General features: G+C 55.9%; 15 protein-coding genes and 1 other annotated feature. Of the genes, 7 read left to right on the forward strand and 8 right to left on the reverse strand.

Annotated features, from left to right (window positions below):
• Genes ACLTX1_RS03860 through ACLTX1_RS03875 form a run of 4 tightly spaced genes read right to left on the reverse strand, consistent with a single transcriptional unit; the run spans window position 1 to window position 3,609 of the window.
• On the reverse strand, window positions 1-978 hold the full coding sequence (locus ACLTX1_RS03860; protein ID WP_412330493.1) for a hypothetical protein: 978 nt from the start codon (window positions 976-978) through the stop codon (window positions 1-3).
• On the reverse strand, window positions 975-2,066 hold the full coding sequence (locus ACLTX1_RS03865) for a serine/threonine protein phosphatase (RefSeq protein ID WP_412330494.1): 1,092 nt from the start codon (window positions 2,064-2,066) through the stop codon (window positions 975-977). Before ACLTX1_RS03865 ends, ACLTX1_RS03860 begins: the two co-directional genes overlap by 4 nt.
• The gene (locus ACLTX1_RS03870) at window positions 2,054-3,292 is read right to left on the reverse strand and encodes a PBSX family phage terminase large subunit (protein WP_412330516.1); all 1,239 of its coding nucleotides are present in this window, start codon (window positions 3,290-3,292) and stop codon (window positions 2,054-2,056) included. The genes ACLTX1_RS03865 and ACLTX1_RS03870 overlap by 13 nt, the downstream gene beginning before the upstream one ends.
• 20 nt (window positions 3,293-3,312) lie before the next feature.
• The gene (locus ACLTX1_RS03875) at window positions 3,313-3,609 is read right to left on the reverse strand and encodes a hypothetical protein (protein WP_176819672.1); all 297 of its coding nucleotides are present in this window, start codon (window positions 3,607-3,609) and stop codon (window positions 3,313-3,315) included.
• Between the two features lie 168 nt (window positions 3,610-3,777).
• Here ACLTX1_RS03875 and ACLTX1_RS03880 point away from each other — a divergent pair, with 168 nt between their 5' ends.
• Window positions 3,778-4,071 (forward strand): hypothetical protein, encoded by a 294-nt coding sequence (locus ACLTX1_RS03880; protein ID WP_308448555.1) that lies wholly within the window; start codon window positions 3,778-3,780, stop codon window positions 4,069-4,071.
• A gap of 20 nt (window positions 4,072-4,091) precedes the next feature.
• Here the strand turns inward: ACLTX1_RS03880 and ACLTX1_RS03885 are convergent, their stop codons facing one another.
• On the reverse strand, window positions 4,092-4,976 hold the full coding sequence (locus ACLTX1_RS03885) for a pyridoxamine kinase (protein ID WP_308448554.1): 885 nt from the start codon (window positions 4,974-4,976) through the stop codon (window positions 4,092-4,094).
• 314 nt (window positions 4,977-5,290) lie between these two features.
• On the opposite strand from ACLTX1_RS03885, the gene metG reads away from it, so the two are divergent.
• Genes metG through ACLTX1_RS03900 form a run of 3 tightly spaced genes read left to right on the forward strand, consistent with a single transcriptional unit; the run spans window position 5,291 to window position 8,648 of the window.
• Complete coding sequence (gene metG / locus ACLTX1_RS03890) at window positions 5,291-7,234, forward strand: methionine--tRNA ligase (RefSeq protein WP_412330495.1); 1,944 nt, start codon at window positions 5,291-5,293, stop codon at window positions 7,232-7,234.
• 11 nt (window positions 7,235-7,245) lie between these two features.
• Window positions 7,246-8,028 (forward strand): TatD family hydrolase, encoded by a 783-nt coding sequence (locus ACLTX1_RS03895; protein ID WP_412330496.1) that lies wholly within the window; start codon window positions 7,246-7,248, stop codon window positions 8,026-8,028.
• 14 nt (window positions 8,029-8,042) lie between these two features.
• On the forward strand, window positions 8,043-8,648 hold the full coding sequence (locus ACLTX1_RS03900; protein WP_412330497.1) for a TatD family nuclease-associated radical SAM protein: 606 nt from the start codon (window positions 8,043-8,045) through the stop codon (window positions 8,646-8,648).
• 61 nt (window positions 8,649-8,709) lie between these two features.
• Here ACLTX1_RS03900 and ACLTX1_RS03905 read toward each other — a convergent pair whose 3' ends face one another.
• The 3 genes from ACLTX1_RS03905 to ACLTX1_RS03915 form a co-directional block, all read right to left on the reverse strand.
• Window positions 8,710-10,179: an alpha-L-fucosidase gene (locus tag ACLTX1_RS03905; protein WP_412330498.1), complete on the reverse strand. Its 1,470-nt coding sequence runs from the start codon at window positions 10,177-10,179 to the stop codon at window positions 8,710-8,712.
• A 115-nt stretch (window positions 10,180-10,294) separates the two neighbouring features.
• A complete protein-coding gene (malQ, locus tag ACLTX1_RS03910) occupies window positions 10,295-11,836 on the reverse strand; it encodes a 4-alpha-glucanotransferase (RefSeq protein ID WP_308448548.1) in 1,542 nt (513 codons plus the stop codon).
• Window positions 11,837-11,942: 106 nt separating this feature from the next.
• The gene (locus ACLTX1_RS03915; RefSeq protein ID WP_395506840.1) at window positions 11,943-14,261 is read right to left on the reverse strand and encodes a SpoIIE family protein phosphatase; all 2,319 of its coding nucleotides are present in this window, start codon (window positions 14,259-14,261) and stop codon (window positions 11,943-11,945) included.
• Window positions 14,262-14,510: 249 nt separating this feature from the next.
• Window positions 14,511-14,733 (forward strand) — a binding site (T-box leader).
• Between the two features lie 241 nt (window positions 14,734-14,974).
• Here ACLTX1_RS03915 and ACLTX1_RS03920 point away from each other — a divergent pair.
• The 3 genes from ACLTX1_RS03920 (at window position 14,975) to ACLTX1_RS03930 (ending at window position 18,848) form a co-directional block, all read left to right on the forward strand.
• Window positions 14,975-16,168, forward strand: coding sequence for a PLP-dependent aminotransferase family protein (locus tag ACLTX1_RS03920; RefSeq protein ID WP_412330499.1), 1,194 nt, complete (start codon window positions 14,975-14,977; stop codon window positions 16,166-16,168).
• A gap of 24 nt (window positions 16,169-16,192) precedes the next feature.
• Window positions 16,193-17,221, forward strand: coding sequence for a tryptophan--tRNA ligase (trpS, locus tag ACLTX1_RS03925; RefSeq protein ID WP_395590218.1), 1,029 nt, complete (start codon window positions 16,193-16,195; stop codon window positions 17,219-17,221).
• Window positions 17,222-17,354: 133 nt separating this feature from the next.
• On the forward strand, window positions 17,355-18,848 hold the full coding sequence (locus ACLTX1_RS03930; RefSeq protein ID WP_412330500.1) for a DHHW family protein: 1,494 nt from the start codon (window positions 17,355-17,357) through the stop codon (window positions 18,846-18,848).
• Window positions 18,849-18,937: the final 89 nt, after the last annotated feature.

An 18,937-nucleotide genomic window follows, 5' to 3' on the forward strand; every position in this document is an offset into this window, starting at 1 on the left:
TTAAATGCGGAACGCGCCGTCGTCTGCCGCGTTCGTGTCTTCCGTCTTTTCCGCTGCCAGCTGCGGCATTACGGGCATTTTGCGCTCCGCCGCTTTTGCGAGCGCCGCCGCCATTTCTTCCAGTTCTGCAATGCCGAGCGACTTTGTGATCGCCTCCGTCAGTCCGCGTTTAAACTCCGGCTGCGCCACGGCGCTCAGCTTATAGATGCGTTCGCACAGCGCCGCACGGTAGCGGTCGCCGCACTCCGCGCGGTCGAAAAGCGCTTTCAGCTCCGTTTTGAGCATGTTGAGCTCCTCCTTCGCCACCGTCACGCTGTTTTCGCCGTCCGCGAGCTTTTTTACAATGTCGTACACCGTTTTGACCTCCTTTTTCTTCTCCGATTTTTCAAAGCGCGGCGAAAATTTCTTCACCACGCCCGCCGCGCGCTGCGCAGGCACTGCCACGAATGAGAATTCATACGCGTCCGCCGCGCCGCTTAAAATACGCACACAGCGCTTGCCGTTGTACGTCTTCCCCGGCACGTGCACACAGCTTTCCGCGCCGCACACGGAGCACACGCGCTTTTTCACTGCGCACCCCACGCTGACTTCCTTGCGTATGCCGCTTTCAATGGATTCAATAAACGCCTTCGTCCCGTCGTTTCGCGGCACATACGCCTGTGCTGTGAGCTGCGCATACGGCTCGTTTAAAGATGTTACCTTTCCGGGAATTTCCTTCACCGCAGCGTCAAACACGCGCGCCGTCTGATTTTTGCTCGTCGGCTCGTGGTCTAAAATGCCCGTCTTGCCGACAAACAGCTTCGCAAGCTCCTCGAGTGCCTCTTTCGTAAAGCACTCACCGTCTCTATCCACTTCGTTGTCGCACAAAACGACCGAAAACGTGTACACCTCCTCCGGCTTATAGGCGCGGCGCGTGTAAAGGTTGATCTTCTCCATCGCCGCTTTATCCGGCTGTACCGCCGTTACCGTCTCGCTCAAGCTTCCCCCTCCTTTAAAAGCTGCTCCGTCTTCGCCATGAGATATGCCGCGTTCGCGTGATCGACTTCGTCCTGCATCGTGATCTCGTTCCAATCGATTTCCACCGTGTCGTCAAGACCATTTAGCCGCAGCCACGTTTTGCAGATCTTCAAAACCGCCGGCTCCAAAATTCTGCGGTACGCCGTCAGTTCGCTCGTCAGCATGTCCGCCTGCTGGCTCGACATGCGCTCCGTCGAGGACCACGAAAGCCCCAGCAAAAACGGCGGAATGCCCATTTTCGCCACAATCTGCTCCAGCATCTGCCGCACGGGCACTTCGCTGTCCATCTGCTGCCCGTCCGCGCCGATGGCTTTAATCTGCACGTCGCCCACCGCCACAAAGTCACTCACGCCGGGGCCGTGCATCGCACGGCTCCACTCCTTTGCAAGCTGCCCCGCGCGGTCACCCGCGTTCATGTATCCCTCGTTTTTGCACGTCACCGCAAAGCGCACATTGCCCATACGCTCCCAGTTGATGCCGACGGTGCGGTAAATTTTCAAAAGCACCTCGCTCACAAACGGCAGGCCCTTTAAAATGGAGCTTCCCACCGCGCTGCCCGGCATCGGGTTTAACGCCGAAGTCAAAATGAGCTCCGGGTAGCGGCACGGCTCCGCACGCCCGTCCCTTACGACGAACACGCCCGTTTCAAGCGGCGAGATGAGCCGAATCTCGAGGTCTTCGAGCGACGCATTATACAGCGCCCGAATTTCCCCGTTTGCGAGTACGATCTCCCCAATCGCATTGCCATACGTTAAAAGCTGCTCAAAATAGGCCGATAAAAAGTTATCGATGCCCATGTTGCAGCCGTTTACGGGCACGGTTTTTAAAAACCCGCGCAGCGCGTTTTCCGTGTGCTTTTCGGGGCAATACACCTCAAACCCGCCGATAAGACGCACCAGCTTGTAAATTGCCGCGTCGATGATCGGCACCTGCTCGCGCAAGGCACGGTACAGTGCACGCTCGCCTGCCGTCACCGGCAGCACCGGCGGGTACCCGCCCTGCGTCTGCACCGAAACGGCCGTGCGCTTCTCCTTTTTCAAAAATCCCAAATGCTAACTCCTTTCCCCGTCTCCCTTTGCACCGCGCAGGCAAAGCTTTCGCCCGCGCCGAGCACCGTGGAGACAAAATAGCGGATGTCGTCCATGGCATGGTCATTCTCCTTCACAGGCACATCCCGCGCGCCGTCGTCTGCCCAGCGGTAGAGGGAAAACTCCCGCACCGCGTCCACGCAGCCCTTTGTCACCTTGATTTGCCCCGTGCGCAGCGCCGTTGCCGTCATGCGGACGCCGTTTAAAACGTCGTTTTTCGCCGCCGTCACTGCAAAACCACGGCTCTGCAAAAGTGTGATAAAGCTCGCCGCCGAGGGGTCGCATACAATCACATTGGGCGTTCTGCCGCAAATGAGCTCCAAAAAGCCCTTAAAGTGCTCCTCGTCCGTGCGCCGCGTGTTTTCAAGCCGCGCGTCAAAGTAATACTCGTCTGCGCGGTACCACACGCCGCACAAAAGCCCCCAAAGGCCCATGGAGGTCGGGTTTACCGTGCCGTAATCGATGGACACCGCGTACCGCTCAAAATCCGCTTTCGGCACTTCGCACAGGAGGTCAAGCGCAAACGGGTAAATCAGTCCTGTCGCCGCCGTCCACTTGCCCTCGATGAACCGGCTGTAAAACGCGCCGGAAAACATCGTTCGGTAGCGCTTGCGCACGTCTTCACTCAGCGACGGATTATCCTCCATCGTAAAGTGTAAATACAGCGCGTTTCGGCTCTCGGCTTTTTGTATCCACTCGCGGTAAAACCAGTGCTGCGGGTGCTCCGGGTTGCAGTTGAACCACAGCTTCGCGTTTTTTAGCGAGCAGCGCGCAATGCCCTGCTCCACAAAAGAGCGCGGCATCAGCGCCACCTCGTCAAACAAAACGCCGCCGAGCGTCATGCCCTGAATGAGCGCCGCGCTCGATTCATCTCGTCCGCCGAAAAGGTAAAAGCGGTTTTCTCTGCCCTGATACGATAGGATAATCTCGTTCTCTGCCTGCCGCACACGCATGGAAAAGCCCATAGATTTTAGCTTTGGTATAAGCTCCGCGACCACATTTCTCCGCACAGAACGGATCGTTTTGCCGCACACCGCAAAGCTCGTATTTTGAAAGCGTGCCATCGCCCACAGAAAAAAGGATATCCCCATACAGGTGGTTTTGCCGCTGCGCACCGCGCCGTCGCAGATGACGGCAAGCTTATCCCGGTGCGGGCTTTTTTCGCCCCACCAGCATAAGACCTGCATCTGCTTTTCGGAAAACGGCGTCACGGCTTATCCCCGTCTTTCAGCGCCGCCGCACCGCTTTCAATGGCGGAGAGCAGCGCCTGTGCACCCGTCCCGCTCGTCTCGAGCTCACTGAGGAGCCGCAGCGCTTCGATCCGGTCGAAAAACCGAATTTCCATGCCGCCGTTTTTCGGTCTGCGAATTTCGGAGACGGCGAACAGATCCATGTTTTTCAGCGTGCGCGGGTTCACGTCCTCGCAAAAGAGCAGCCTTACGGCATCATGAATGCCGCCGAACGCCAATCTGCGAAAGCCCTCCTTCGCCGTTTCGTTCACCATGTTCCACATCCTCTCTGAAAGTTTTGAAGCGCCAAACGGCGTTCGTTTTTTCGCCCGCCTGTTTGTCTCTTCACCCATACCCCCAAAACGCAGAAAAGTTTCCCTCAAAAGGGAAACTTTTCAAATTCATGTCCTCCGATGTCCTGCAATGTCCTACAATGTCCTCTGATGTCCGGCGATGTCCGGCGGTTTTTATTCAATTTCAGGCTCCCTCTGATTGAGGAAAAGGAAGAGATAACGCGCATCAACGCATGCTCACAGCTATATAAAAAGGGCGGCATGGAGCCGCCCTTTCAGGGAACCTATGCAACTGGGTTTCCTATGGCTAAACAGTCCCCCGGACTGTTCAAGCAATGCAAAGCATTGCTTTCTACCATTCTTAGTTTTTTGTTAGGCAATAAGATTTCGCTTTCTGCGGAAAGCGACTTAGGGCGCTGCCCTAAGAACCCGCAAGTTTTCTGAAGAAAACTTGACCAAAGACTTTATTTGTCGTTCTCCGTGAGCACATCGTGCATCAAAAACGGCAGACATTTTTCGAATTTCACGCCCCAAATGGTGTTGTCACCGCACGCTTTTCTCGTTTCTTCTATGCACTTTGCGGTGTACCGCACGGCGGCGGCGCAGGCTTCCTTTACCGTTTTGCCGTTTAACATCGCCCCCAGCATCACGGCCGCGAAAATATCCCCCGTGCCGTGGTATTTGCCCGGCACGCGGTCGGAAAGCACCAGCGCCGTCTCGTCTTTTTCCCTATCGTAGCACGCCGCGCCGATTTTCTCCCCGTCCGTATACGCACCCGTCAAGATGACGACCTTCGGCCCAAAGTCGGAAAGGGCTTTCATTACTCTTTTAAGCTCCTTTTCGTCATACGGCCCGTCCTTAAACGGCTCGTGCAAAAGGCAATACGCCTCTGTCATGTTCGGCGTTAAAATGTCCGCTTTTTTGCAAAGCCTCGTCATGCTCTGCGCCGTTTCTTTATTAAAAATGCCGTACAGCGTGCCGTTGTCGCCCATCACGGGGTCTACAAGGCGCAGCGGGCGGCTGTGTTCGTCCGTAAACAGCTCGAAGATTTCCCGCACAGTGTCAATCTGCTCGCGGCTGCTGAGGTATCCGGAGCAGATGCCCTCAAACGCGGCCCCCTCGCGCTTCCAGTGCTGTGCCGTTTTCAGCATATCGTCCGTCAAATCGCGGTACACGGGATCTTTAAAGCCGCCGTGTGTGGAAAGCACCGCCGTCGGCAGCACGGATGTCTCGCACCCTAAGGCGGACAGCACCGGCAGCATCACCGTAAGCGAGCATTTCCCCGCACCGGAAAGATCGTTGATGACCGCCGCGCGGCGCGGTTTTTCTTCTGTATTTAAAAACTGCATCGGGTTTTTCCCTCATTTCAAAAGTATTTCCGCTTTTATTGTAACCGCGGCGGAAAATAAAGTCAATTAGCGGTTTACAGGTGAAAAAAAGAATGGTAAAATAAAGGGTACACGTACAGGCATGCCCTGCACCCGCGAAAGGAGCTTTCTATGAAAACCGAAAAGCAACGCAAGCTCATCGTTCGCATCGGCGCGGCGATTTTGGCCGGGCTGATGATCCTCTCGGCACTTTCCGCCGTACTATTCAGTTGAATACATTCAACCGTAGAAAAAATTAACCCCTTGAAAATACATTGTAAAGGAATGATCCACCCATGAGTAAACCGAAGTATTATATTTCGACGGCTATCGCCTACACCTCCAGCCGCCCGCACATCGGCAACACGTATGAGATCGTGCTCGCCGACAGCATTGCGCGCTATAAGCGCATGGAGGGCTACGATGTCTACTTCCAGACCGGCACGGACGAGCACGGCCAGAAGATTGAAGAAAAGGCCAATGCCGCCGGCATCACCCCGAAGGAATATGTCGACAACGTTGCGAAGATTGTCAAGGCGAACTGGGACGTGATGAACACCTCCTACGATAAATTCATCCGCACCACGGACGATTACCACGAAAAGCAGGTACAAAAGATCTTTAAAAAGCTCTACGAGCAGGGCGATATTTATAAGGGCCACTACGAGGGCATGTACTGCACGCCGTGTGAGTCCTTCTTCACCGAGTCCCAGCTTGTCGACGGCAAGTGCCCGGACTGCGGCGGCGAGGTCAAGCCCGCGAAGGAAGAGGCATACTTCTTCAAGATGAGCAAATATGCAGACCGCCTCATCGACCACATCAATAAGCACCCGGAGTTCATTCAGCCGCCGCAGCGCAAAACGGAAATGATGAACAACTTCCTCCTGCCCGGCCTGCAGGATCTCTGCGTTTCCAGAACCTCCTTCAAGTGGGGCATTCCGGTCGATTTTGACGACAAGCACGTCGTGTATGTTTGGCTCGACGCGCTCACAAACTACATCACCGGCATCGGTTACGACTGCGACGGCAACTCCACCGAGCAGTTTAAGCGTGATTGGCCGGCAGACCTGCACCTCATCGGCAAGGACATCATCCGTTTTCACACCATCTACTGGCCGATTTTCCTCATGGCGCTCGACCTGCCGCTGCCGAAGCAGGTATTCGGTCACCCGTGGCTTCTGATGAACGGCGGCAAAATGAGCAAATCGAAGGGCAACGTCATTTACGCAGAAGACCTTGTAAACCTCTTCGGCGTAGACGCGGTGCGCTATTTTGTCCTGCACGAGATGCCGTTTGAATCCGACGGCACCATCACGTGGGATCTGATGATCGAACGCACGAACTCCGACCTTGCAAACACGCTCGGCAACCTTGTAAACCGCACCATTTCCATGACAAACAAGTACTTCGGCGGCGTTGTAGAGAACAAAAACGTCGTAGAAGATGTCGATAACGACTTAAAGAGCGTTGTGCTCGCCACAAAGAACAGCGTGCAGACGAAGATGGATCAACTGCGCGTGGCAGATGCCATTTCCGAAATCTTCACGCTCTTCAAGCGCTGCAATAAGTACATTGACGAAACGATGCCGTGGGCGCTTGCAAAGGACGAAGCGAAAGCCGACAGACTTTCCACCGTTCTCTATAATCTTGTGGAAAGCATCACGATCGGCGCGGCGCTCCTCACGCCGTTTATGCCGGACACCGCAGAGAAGATCGTCGCACAGCTCGGCACGACCTTGCGCGCATACGATACGCTCGATACGTTCGGCGTTTACCCGAATGGGGGTAAAGTAACAGACAAGCCGGAGATTCTCTTCGCCCGTATCGATCCGAAGGAGATGGACGAGAAGATTGCCGCTGTGGAAGCGAAGTACGCTCCGAAGGAAGAGCCGAAGAAGGAAATTGAGGGTCTTGCCCAGATCAATATTGAAGACTTTGCAAAGGTTGAGCTGCGCGCCGCAAAGGTCGTTGCCTGCGAGCCGATCAAGCGTGCAAAGAAGCTCTTGAAGCTCACGCTCGACGACGGCACCTCCACACCCCGCACGGTCGCGTCCGGCATCGCGAAGTGGTATAAGCCGGAAGACCTCATCGGTCACACCGTCATCGTCGTCGCGAACCTGAAGCCCGCCGTGCTCTGCGGCGTGGAAAGCCAGGGCATGATCCTTGCGGCAGACGCAGGCGAGGACGATGTGCGCGTCGTATTTGTGGACGGCACCCCGGCAGGCTCCAAAATTCGCTAAGGAAAATCTCTATGATATTTGATTCCCACGCACATTACGACAGCGAGCAGTTCGACATCGACCGTGACGAGCTGCTCGGCTCCGTACTGCCGCAAAAGGGCGTCGTTGCGGTCATCAATATGGCAGCCGATTATGAAAGCCTCAAAAAAACCGTGGCGCTCTGTGAAAAATACGATTATATCTACGGTGCAGTCGGCATCCACCCGGAGTGCGCAAACGACCTGCCCGATAACTGGCTTTCGGACGTGGAAGCGCTGCTTTCCCACCCGAAGATCGTCGCCGTCGGCGAGATCGGCCTCGACTACCACTGGGAGGACGAGTGCCCGCGCGAAAAGCAGAAAAAGGTGCTTATCGCCCAGCTGGAGCTCGCGAAAAAACACGACCTGCCCGTTGTCATCCACGACCGCGAGGCCCACGGCGATATGATGGACATTCTGCGGAAATACAAGCCGAAGGGCGTCGTGCACTGCTTTTCCGGCAGTGCGGAATTAGCACAGGAGACCGTAAAGCTCGGCATGTACATCGGCCTTGGCGGTGTTGTGACGTTTAAAAACGCGCGCCACAGCGTGGAGGTGGCAAAGGCCGTCCCGCTCGACCGCCTTTTGACCGAAACGGACGCGCCCTACATGGCGCCCGTGCCATTCCGCGGCAAGCGCTGCGACAGCTCCATGATCCCCTACGACGCGGCGAAGATCGCCGAAGTGCGCGGCATCACGGCGCAGGAGGTTTTGGAAACCGCCTGCGAAAACGCCTGCCGCCTTTTCGGTATCACGCTGCCGAGCGCCGCAAAATAAAAGGAGCGATCATCTTGACCATCACGTATGAATACGGCGATAACCTCTACATCAACGTCACGAACCAGTGCCCGAACGCATGCGACTTCTGCCTGCGCAACAACAGCACGGGCAGCCTGTACGCGGATAACCTCTGGTACGAGGGCGCGGAGCCGACAAAAGAGGAAATCTTAGCCGACCTTAAAAAACGCGACCTCAATTCATATGCGGAGATTGTCTTCTGCGGCTACGGCGAGCCTGCCTGCCGCTGGGACGACATGCTTTGGCTTGCCGCGCGCTTAAAAGAAATGGGCAATTACACTCTGCGCGTCAACACGAACGGCCTTGCAGACTGCATCACCGGGCGCAACGCCGCGCCGGAAATGCACGGGCTTTTGGACATTGTGTCCGTCAGTTTAAACGCGCCGACCTCCGAAAAGTACGATGCGGTATGTCACTCGAAATACGGCCCTGAGGCGTTTGATGCCATGCTGCATTTTACGGCAGAAGCCGTAAAAAACGTGCCGCATGTGGTAATGACGGTCGTCAGCACCATGCCCGCAGAGGACATTGAAGCCTGCCGCAAGCTGTGCGAAAATGCCGGCGCCAAGTTCCGCGTACGCGAGTATATCTCCGAATAACTGCATAAAATAACGAAAGCAGAGTGCTCAATCCGAACACTCTGCTTTTTGTTTTGTGATTTTAGTTTAATTTAATCTTGAATGTGATCGGCTTATCGGTCGTGTAGTTTGTCTTGATATGCAGGCCGCTTTCGTCACGCGTCCACGCGGGTGCATCGTCTGTGCCGAGCACCGAAACGCTCTCGACTAAACCGTGGTACACCGTACCGGCGGTGTGCTCCTGCATACGCAGGGAGTGAATGTGGTATTCGCCGTTGTCGTTCGCCTTCAGTGCAATGGCAAAGAGCGTATCTCCCTTTGCCGTAAAGCGGAAATCCTCGCCCGTAAAGTTCTTTTTCACGCCGTCGGAAAAGCCGCCGTCCTGCACCTTTGTGGGGCCTTCGCCGAACGTCCTCCACACGTGCGTGTCATAAATTGCTTCGCCGTTCATCTGCATCCAGTCGCCGATGGCAGCCAGCACCGCGGTGTCCTCATCGGAGATGGTGCCGTCCGCTTTCGGGCCTACGTTTAAAAGCAGCGCACCGTTTTTGCTGACGATGTCCACAAGGTCGCAGATGATGTCCCCCGCCGGGCGGAAGTCGTTGTTTTCCGTGTAGCACCAGGAGTTCAGCGCAATGGCGGTATCGGTCTGCCAGAAATACGGCTTGATGTCCGCCATTTGCCCGCGCTCAATATCCGGCACCGCCGTGCCGAACATGTACGCATCGAATTTATAATCGATGGCAACCTCTTCGCCCCATTCCGCAGCACGATTATAATAGTACGCCGCCGCTTTTTTGAGGTACGGCTTTGCCGCCTCCTGCTGAATCCACCAGTCAAAATAGAGAATTTTCGGGTGATAATTGTCGATGAGTTCGCACGTGCGCACAAGCCAGTCTTCCATGAATTCTTCAGAGGGCTTGCCGTCGATGGCATCGAAATTCTCCGGGTCGGGCATGGAGGGCCAATAGAGGTCGTCGCGGTCCGGGTTTTGCGGCATATCGCTCTCAAACTTTTTGCCGTTGCTCATGAAGAACCAGTGTTCAATGCGGTGCGAAGATACCCCAAGCGTCATGCCCTGCGCTTCCACGGCCGCTTTCAGCTCGCCGACTATATCGCGCTTCGGTCCCATCTCGTAAGCGTTCCAGTGCGAAATATTTGAGCGGTACATCTGGAAACCGTCATGGTGCTCCGCCACCGGCACAACGTATTTTGCGCCCGCCTTTTTAAAAAGCGCAGCCCATGCGTTCGGGTCGAATTTCTCGGCCTTAAACATCGGAATGAAATCCTTGTAGCCGAAATCCTTGTGTGCACCATAGGTTTTGATATGGTGCTCGTAGACCTTGGAGCCCTCTATGTACATGTTGCGCGGGTACCATTCGCTGTCAAACGCCGGCACGCTGTACACGCCCCAGTGGATGAAAATGCCGAACTTCGCCTTTTGATACCACTTCGGCGTCTGCCAGCTTGAAAGGGACGCCCACGTGTCTTTGTACGGTCCCTTTTCGATCACGTCGTCAATGCTCTGCAATGCTTTTTTCATATCGATCATACTATTTTCCTCCCAAAAGGAACTTTTCTCTAAGAGATTTTTCTCTTTCCCATTATACCAGCACATCAGAAATTTGCAAGACAAAAGCCGACGGAAACCCGCCGGCCTTTTGCTGTTATTTGTTTCTGTAATAGACATCGTTTAATTCTTTGAGCCACTTTTTGTCGATGCCGTCGAGTTGCTCCTGCGTGACGCGGAACGCCCAGTTGCCGTTCGGCACGCCGGGCACGTTCATTTTTGTGTCCTTGCCGAAGCCGCAGAGGTCCTGCACCGGCACAATGACCGTATTCGCGGGGCTCTGCCACAGCGTGCGGATGACGGCGTGGCAAGAAGCACTTTCGCTGCCGCCGACCGCCCAGTCACCGCCGGGGAACGCGCAGTATTTCAGCGCATGCTCGCGCTCATACGGCTGTGCCTCCCACAGCCAGCCGAGCACGGTGTTGTTATCGTGCGTGCCGGTATAGGCCACGCAGTTTTTCGGGTAGTTGTGCGGCATGTGCATGTTGTCTTTGCCTTCCATAAACGCAAACTGCATCACGCGCATGCACGGCAGCTGCGTTTTTTCCAGCAGGTCGATCACACCGTCGTCGATGATGCCGAGGTCCTCGGCAATGATCTTTGGATTTTTGAACGTGCGGTTCACGGCGTCGAAGAAATCCGTCTTCGGGCCGTCGAGCCACTGCCCTTCTTTGGCGGTCTCCGCTTCGGCGGGCACGGCCCAGTAGGCGGAAAAAGCGCGGAAGTGGTCGATGCGCACGGCGTCAAACAGCTTAAAGCACGCGCCGAGGCGATCCATCCACCAACGGTAGCCGTCTTTTTTCATCTCTGCCCAGTTATAAAGCGGGTTGCCCCACTTCTGGCCGAACTCGCTGAAATAATCCGGCGGCACGCCCGCCACATTCTTCGGCTCGCCGTCCTCTGTCAGATCGAACAGATGGCGGTTCGCCCACACGTCGGCACTGTTTCTCGCAACGTACATCGGCAGATCGCCGATGATCTCCACCCCTTTGCTGTTTGCATATTTTTTGATCTTCTTCCACTGCTCGAAGAACGTGTACTGGATGAACTCCATGAAAAGCACGGTCTCGGCCTGCTCCTCCATCGCTTTCGCGACGGCTTCGGGGCGATGAAGCTTCAGGTCTTCGTCAGCCCAGTCATACCACTCTGCGCCGATATTCGCTTCTTTCAAGATGATATACAGCGCGTAGTCCGGCAGCCAGCTCTTGTTTTCCTCGGCGAACGCGCGTACCTTATCGCGGTAGGCTTCGTCCGCACGGGTAAATGCGCGGTATAAGACCGGAATGCGGCGCAGCTCCAGAAAATCGAACGCGGCGGAATACGGGTTTGCATACATCTGCTCGCGCAGCTCGTCGTCTGTCAGTAAGCCCTCGTCGCGCAATTGCTCGAGGTCGATGAAATTGCGGTTGCCCGCAAACGCCGAAATGCTGGCATACGGCGAATTGTACGCGTCGGTCGGCGTGAACGGCAACACCTGCCAATAGGTGCAGCCGGTGTCACTCAAAAAGTCGATGAACTCTTTCGCTTCCTTACCAAAGCAGCCGATGCCGTAGGCACCGGGCAGGGAGGAAACGTGCATCAGCACACCGCTTGCTCTTTTATTCATGGACTTCTCCCTTCTTTTGCATAAATTGCTCAAATATTGAGATATTATATCTCATAAACTTGTATAAGTATACCATACTTTATAAGGCTATTCAATGGTAATCTTACACAGATTTCAGGGAGAACTTTTGAATTGTACGTCATTCGATCAGGAGCACCACGGCGCTTACGTCGTCCTCGTGTCCGTCTGTGCGGTCTTTTACGGCGCGCTCCACAATGCGCTCGGAAAGCGCCTGCGGGTCGTCGTCCTCATAGTTTGCAATGAGGTCGCATAGCCACTCCGTGCCGGAAGCCGTCACGCCGTCCGAGACCATGACGAGCATATCGCCCGCATCGAGGTCTTTTTCGCTGCGGGCAAAGGCGATTTCCGGCAGAATGCCCACGGGCACGCTTTTGGCTTCCAGATACTCCGTCTTCTTGCGCCTGCGCAGCACCGTGCCCGCAGCACCCGCCTTGCGCAGGGAGACGTGCCCCGTAAAGAGGTCGATGCACGCAACATCCAGCGTTGCAAGCGACTCCTCCCCACCCTTTGCGAGCATGGCGGAGTTGATCATCTTCAGTGTGCTCTCAAATCCGATACCGGCTTTTAAGAGCGACTGCGCCATACCCGCGGTCATTGTGCCGTCCACAGCTGCCCGGCCGCCCGTGCCCATGCCGTCGCTTAAAACCGAGATATAACGCCCGCTGCCGTCCGTGAACGCCTCGGCGCAATCGCCGCAGAGAGACGCGCCGTTTGCTGCGTGCTGCGCAAAGCCGCGCTGCACGGCATAAACGGGCTTCTGACACATTTGCAGCTTTAAGGTATCGCCCGCCGCCGTCACGCTCGGCTGAGTGAACGTGCGCCCGCACGCGCCGGAGATCTCGCGTGTCAGCTGCCCTTTGTTGATGTGCACCCCGTGTGTGCGGCAAATGTTTGCTTCAATCGTCATGCGGCCGAATTTATCAATGCGGCAGCAGACTTCAATCGGCGTGAGCTCGCGGTGGCGCAAGACCTCGCGCACCTGCTCCGCACTGTCCTCATCAAAGCGCTGGTACTGCTCGAATTCCTCCGCCATGTCGCCGAGCATCTGCGCCGTGGAGCGGAAATGTTCTTCGACGATGGCGCGCACCTGTTCGGCGCGCATACGGGCGCTTTCTTTTGCCAAAAGCTCGCGGTATTCGCCGTTTACGGCATCTCTCAGCTCCATGGCACGGTTGCAGCGCGTCAAAAACGGCACATCAAAGTCGCTGCGTTCGATTTTGCCGCGCTCCCGCAGCGGATACGAAAGCCGCGAGAACGTTTTTTGCGTCTCGTCGCGATTTTTGCGCCAGCACACTGCGCATTGGCTGCACCCGGTGCAAACCTTCTCCGCCGCGCGGCCGTACACATGCGGCAGGTCAGCCGCCGCGGTCGTCTCCAGCTTTTCCGAGATGCGATCTACGGAATCCGATGCGCTGCGCATGGCTTCCGCCGTATACCGCAGGCGCAAAATAACGTTTTTTCTAAGAGAATCGCCCGGCAGCCTGTCCCCGTGCGCGGTGAATAAATTGGAAAGCCGTCGGCTCTGCGGCAAAAGCATGTATAAAACGGAGGCCGCGGCCACCTCCACCGCGCCGTAAAACACCTGCGAAGTGCTGTTCACCTGTAAGGATGCGATGCCGTTTGAAATGACGAACGCCACCGCCACGGCGAATTTACCGAGCGGCGAGAACACGCCGGCCATCAGCCCGCCGAGACCGTACGCGCCGGAGAGATACGAAAGTCCCGCCGTGGAGAGCCCCTGCACCGTGCCCGCCGCAATACCCGCCACCGCGCCACCCGCAAGCCCGCCGATGCGCGCGCAGACGAGCACCGTCAGCACGATGAGCACGCGCCCGACGGAAATATGCGAGACGGTCACGTTTGAAAACGAGAGCAGCAAAACGCCGAGCGAGACGATAACAGCCGCCACGTCGCCGCTGTCAAACACGGCGGTCTCGCGGTGGGTCTCCAAAAGCTGCACGGTGCGGCGCAGAAAATACGCCGTGCCCGCCGCCAAAAACGACTCCGCAATGTACATGGCGAGCACATTTGAAAGCGAGCCGTTTAAAAACACCATGGCGATGCCCGTCGAAAGCAGCGGCAAAAACGCTGTGACCGGTGCGAAGACCGGATGGTCGCGGATGGATTTTAACTCCGACAGCGACCAGCGGATGGCCCCCACGGCGAGCAAAGCCGCGATGTAGCGCGCGGGGATATCCACGGGCGACGGGAACAGGTAGCCCACCGCACCGCCGAGGATGACCGCCCACATGGTCGAAAACGGCGCTGCCGCCGCGCCTGCCGCCGCAAACGGCGCGTATTTGCCGAAGACGAGCCCACGCGCCGTTAAAAAGCCCGCAAGGCCGCCCGCCATCAGCCACACCGCCCTGCGCACATACGGTACGGTAAGGGCCGCGCTTATGCGGTCCCGCACTCTTAAAACTGCTTTTTCCTCCATTGTCTTTTCCGCCCTTTCCTGCACTTTGTCTTTTCTGTGCTACCATTATACGAAGCCTCGCCCGCAGGAAAACACGAAACAGGCAGGCGGGTTTTAGGATTGTTTTGTGAAAAGCACAAGGTTTCTGTCGCCGCGCCTTTCATGCGCATTTTCCTTGTCGGTTTCTCTTGCTTCCCACGTGGAAATTTACAGTTTTCCGGCTGTGCCGACTTGACAAACCGTAAAAAATGGCTTAGAATAGCGGTAATATCAAAACCGATGATTGGAAATAGTACCCGATGCAAAACGGCAAAGAGAGCCCCTTTCGGTGAGACGGGGTGCGGGCTGCGCGGCGAATGGCTCCATGAGGGCGGGCGGGAAAATCGCCCGACGTTTGGCCGCGTTAGAAGCCAAGCCGTAACTACGGCTGTAAAGCGGGCGTTTATGCGCCAATTTGGGTGGTACCGCAGGAATTTGACCTCTTGTCCCTTAGAGTTTGGGACAAGGGGTTTTACTTTTTGGGGTGCATCTGAAAAGTCAAAAACTTGTCTATTCCACAAATACGGACGGTTTCTGCGTTGAAAATCCTCGGCAGCCGGAAGGCTTCCTGCGGTTTTCGCCTTGAACCCGCCTCGTCTTTGCGAAATATCCTGCGTTTCCTTTGTTTTCAGATACACCCGTAAAAGCTTAAAAGTGCAAAATCAAATGAATCATAATAGAAAGGTGATGTTACGATGGAATACAAATTTTCAGACCGCGTGCTCACGTTAAAGCCCTCGGCAATCCGTGAAATCTTTAAATACGCCGCTGACCCGAGCTATGTTTCGCTTTCCGCCGGCAACCCTGCGCCGGAAGCGTTCCCGTCTAAACAGCTTGCCGCCATTTCCGCAAAGCTGATGGAAGAAGAGCCGATTTTGGCGCTCCAGTACAGCACAACGGAGGGCTATCCGCCGCTTTTACAGCATCTTAAGGCGTACATGAAGTCCTCCCGCAACATCGGCACCGAGGACGACGGCGTGCTCGTCACAAGCGGCGCACAGCAGATCATGGATCTGTTCACAAAATCCATCTTAAACGAAGGCGAAACCGTTATTTGTGAAGCGCCGAGCTTCATCGGCTCTTTAAACGACTTCCGTTCCTACAAAGCAAAGCTCGTCGGCATCCCGATGGACACGGACGGCATGAACATGGAAGCGCTGGAAAAGGCGCTCGAGACCGAAAAAAACGTGAAGTTCATCTATACGATTCCAAACTTTCAAAACCCCTCCGGCATCACGATGAGCCTTGAAAAGCGTCACCGCCTGTATGAGCTTGCCAAAGCGCACGACGTAATGATTCTGGAAGACAACCCCTACGGCGACCTTTACTATGAAGGCGAGCCGCTGCCGAGCATCAAGTCGTTTGATACGGACGGCATCGTCCTCTACGCCGGTTCATTCTCTAAGGTCATCTCCCCCGGTATGCGCGTGGGCTACGCCGTCGGCCCAAAGCCGGTTCTCGCCAAAATGACCGTCTGCAAGCAGGGGCAGGACGTGCACACGAATATCTGGTCGCAGGTTCTGTGCTACCGCTTCATGACGGAATATGACTTTGACGCGCACCTTGCGGGGCTTAGAAAAATCTACACGAAAAAGCGCGCTTTGCTCCTTGACCTCATGGAAAAGCACCTTGCGCCGTACATCACGTGGGACCCGTTCAACGGCGGTCTGTTCGCGTGGTGCCACCTGCCGAAGGGTGTTGACATGATGGAATTCGTACAGAAAGCGCTCGAAAAGAAGGTTTGCGTTGTGCCGGGCACCGCATTTTTGACGGATGAAAACGAGCCGTGCGACGCGTTCCGCATCAATTTCTCCACCCCGACCGATGAGCAGCTCACAAAGGGCATCACGCTGCTTGGCGAGACCATCCGCGAGATGGTGGAAAAATAAAGGATATCAGAGAGGAAAATCACCATGGAAAATACCGTAAACACCACACCCGAAACAAAAAAGAAGCGCGTTTTGAGCATGATTCAGCCGACGGGCATGTTCACGCTCGGCAACTACCTCGGCGCGCTGAAGAACTTCGTCGCGCTGCAGAACGACTATGAATGCGTGTACGCGCTTGCCGACCTGCACGCCATCACCGTGCGCCAGAACCCGGCGGAATTCCGCAAAAACACGCTTTCCGCCTACGCGATGATGCTCGCGCTCGGCATCGACCCGGAAAAGAGCATTTTCTTCATCCAGAGTCAGGTGCCGGAGCACGCACAGCTTGCATGGGTATTGAGTTGCTACACCCAGTTCGGCGAGCTCTCCCGCATGACGCAGTTTAAGGATAAATCCGCAAAGCACGCCGATAACGTAAACGCGGGGCTGTTCACTTACCCAAGCCTGATGGCGGCGGACATTCTGCTGTATAACGCCGATTACGTGCCGGTCGGTGCCGACCAGAAGCAGCACCTTGAGCTTTGCCGCAACATTGCGGAGCGCTTTAACGGGCTTTACTCCCCGACATTCGTCGTGCCGGAGGGCCTTATCCCGAAGACCGGTGCGCGCATCATGTCTTTACAGGACCCGACGAAGAAGATGAGCAAATCCGATGAAAACACGGCGGGCTTCATCACTATGCTCGATACCCCGGCGGAGATCATGAAAAAGTTCAAACGCGCTGTCACGGACAGTGAAGCCCGCGTCTACTACGGCGAAAACAAAGCCGGCATCAATAACCTGATGGGCATTTACAGCTGTATTACGGGCAAAAGCTATGACGAAATCGAAAAGGAATTCGAGGGCCGCGGCTACGGTGATTTCAAGACCGCCGTGGGCGAAGCCGTCGTTAAGGAGCTTGAGCCCATTCAGGCGCGCTATAACGAGCTCATCAAGGACAAGGCATACCTTGAAAAGTGCTACAGCGAAGCCGCGCCGCGTGCAGAGGCCATTGCACGCCGTACTTTGCAAAAGGTCATGAAGAAAGTGGGGTATTTGCCGGTCGCACACTGAGCATACGGGAATTGACAATTTCTTTCTAAGCCAGTATAATGGACATGGAAATCGAAAAGCCGCAGCGGTCTGTTTCCGCGCGGCTTTTTTCTTGAGAAAATAAACGACCCTTTTTACAGAAAGGATGGATCCAATGGCAAAGCACATGGCCGGCAAAAATCAGCGCCCGTATTCTGCCGAAGACAGAGCGCGCCGCGCCGCAAAGGCTGACCCGCGCAGCGCGGCTTCCGAGCTGACGCCGGAAACGCTGTACGCAAAGCAATCGTCACAAAGCGAAAAGCGCGTCCCCTCCTCCATAGAAAATCTGCATTTTACCCCGAAGTCGCCGAAAAACGGTCCCGAGGGCTTTGAAGAAACACGCGAATATCCCGCACCGGCAGCGCCGCAACAGGAAGCGCCCCGCTCGGCGCGCCCCGCGCCTGCACCCGCTCCACGGCCGGAGCCGTATGAGGACGAAGACGACTACGAAGAGTACGAAGAATATGAGGAAGGCTACGACGATAAGCCGCGCCAAAAGCGCTCGCCCGTCGTGCCCATCGTCATCGTGATGATCGTTTTGGCCATCGGCATTTTGGGGTACATTGCGTACAGCCTCGGTGCGTTCGGCAAGCTTTTACCCGCTGCCGCCACACCTACGCCGGAGCCCACACCGGAAGCCGCCGCAACGGCAGAGCCGACACCTACTCCCACCGCAGAGCCGACTGCCACGCCGGAGCCCACACCGCCGCCGATCTATGACGACGGCACGGAGGGCCACATGTCCTCGGGCATTCTCATCTACAATAACAAGGGCTTTGAAATGTTCTACGGCAGCGACAGCATGGCGACCGCCTACGCCGAAACGCTGAATGACTGTGCAAGCCAGCTTTCCGGCACAAAGGTGTACAGCATGGTCATCCCGAATCACTCGGAATTCGGCGTGCCGGAGCGCGTGCGCAATTACTATGAGGAAGCTTCCCAGCGTGAGAACACCATGGCGGTCAACAATACGCTTTCCGCAAGCATCACCGCGGTGGATATTTACGATGCGCTGAACCTGCACAACAACGAAGACATTTATTTTGATACCGATACCCACTGGGCGCCGCTCGGCGCGTTTTACGCGTATGAAAAATTCTGCGAAGCGGCAGGTGTAACGCCCACGACGCTCGACAGCTTCACGAAAACGTCCTCTGACTTCACGGGCTACCTTGCCTACGTTACGAGCGAAGACGTGCTGAACAACAACCCCGATACACTCGATCTCTACGACCCGAAGTACAACTACACATGCGAAATTTCGTATGACGGGCAGTATTTTGAGGAAACCGACAGCCTCAATAGTCACGACGAGAGCCTCGGCTACGCCATGTACCTGCACGGCGATATGGGCTGCGTGCGCATCACGAACCACGACCTTTCCACGGGCCGCAAGCTGCTTGTGGTGAAGGACTCCTACGGCAACGCCATGGGTCCGTTCCTCGGCGCAAGCTTTGACGAGGTACACGTGGTGGACTTCCGCTACTTTGAAGGCGACCTGCCGACCTACTGCACGGAGCACGGCATCACGGACGTGCTTTTCGCCGTCAACGAAATGGCCGTCAATACCGAGCAGCACCAGAATTCAATCCGCGCTCTGTTTGATTGAATCAGCGCCTCCGCACCCCGAAAAATCGCATAAAAATCGCACCGCACGCTCAAAAACGAGTGTGCGGTGCTTTTTTGTTTGAAGCGCTC

The organism is Hominenteromicrobium sp., assembly GCF_046974225.1.
GTDB lineage: Bacteria > Bacillota > Clostridia > Oscillospirales > Acutalibacteraceae > Hominenteromicrobium > Hominenteromicrobium mulieris.

Bases quoted from the DNA above. Each gene is read 5' to 3' on its own strand.
- ACLTX1_RS03915 (WP_395506840.1), bottom strand. From the start codon at position 14,261: ATGGAGGAAAAAGCAGTTTTAAGAGTGCGGGACCGCATAAGCGCGGCC.
- ACLTX1_RS03905 (WP_412330498.1), bottom strand. From the start codon at position 10,179: ATGATCGATATGAAAAAAGCATTGCAGAGCATTGACGACGTGATCGAA.
- trpS (WP_395590218.1), top strand. From the start codon at position 16,193: ATGGAAAATACCGTAAACACCACACCCGAAACAAAAAAGAAGCGCGTT.
- ACLTX1_RS03875 (WP_176819672.1), bottom strand. From the start codon at position 3,609: ATGGTGAACGAAACGGCGAAGGAGGGCTTTCGCAGATTGGCGTTCGGC.
- ACLTX1_RS03930 (WP_412330500.1), top strand. From the start codon at position 17,355: ATGGCAAAGCACATGGCCGGCAAAAATCAGCGCCCGTATTCTGCCGAA.
- ACLTX1_RS03880 (WP_308448555.1), top strand. From the start codon at position 3,778: ATGTCCGGCGATGTCCGGCGGTTTTTATTCAATTTCAGGCTCCCTCTG.
- ACLTX1_RS03920 (WP_412330499.1), top strand. From the start codon at position 14,975: ATGGAATACAAATTTTCAGACCGCGTGCTCACGTTAAAGCCCTCGGCA.
- ACLTX1_RS03870 (WP_412330516.1), bottom strand. From the start codon at position 3,292: ATGCAGGTCTTATGCTGGTGGGGCGAAAAAAGCCCGCACCGGGATAAG.
- metG (WP_412330495.1), top strand. From the start codon at position 5,291: ATGAGTAAACCGAAGTATTATATTTCGACGGCTATCGCCTACACCTCC.
- ACLTX1_RS03895 (WP_412330496.1), top strand. From the start codon at position 7,246: ATGATATTTGATTCCCACGCACATTACGACAGCGAGCAGTTCGACATC.
- ACLTX1_RS03885 (WP_308448554.1), bottom strand. From the start codon at position 4,976: ATGCAGTTTTTAAATACAGAAGAAAAACCGCGCCGCGCGGCGGTCATC.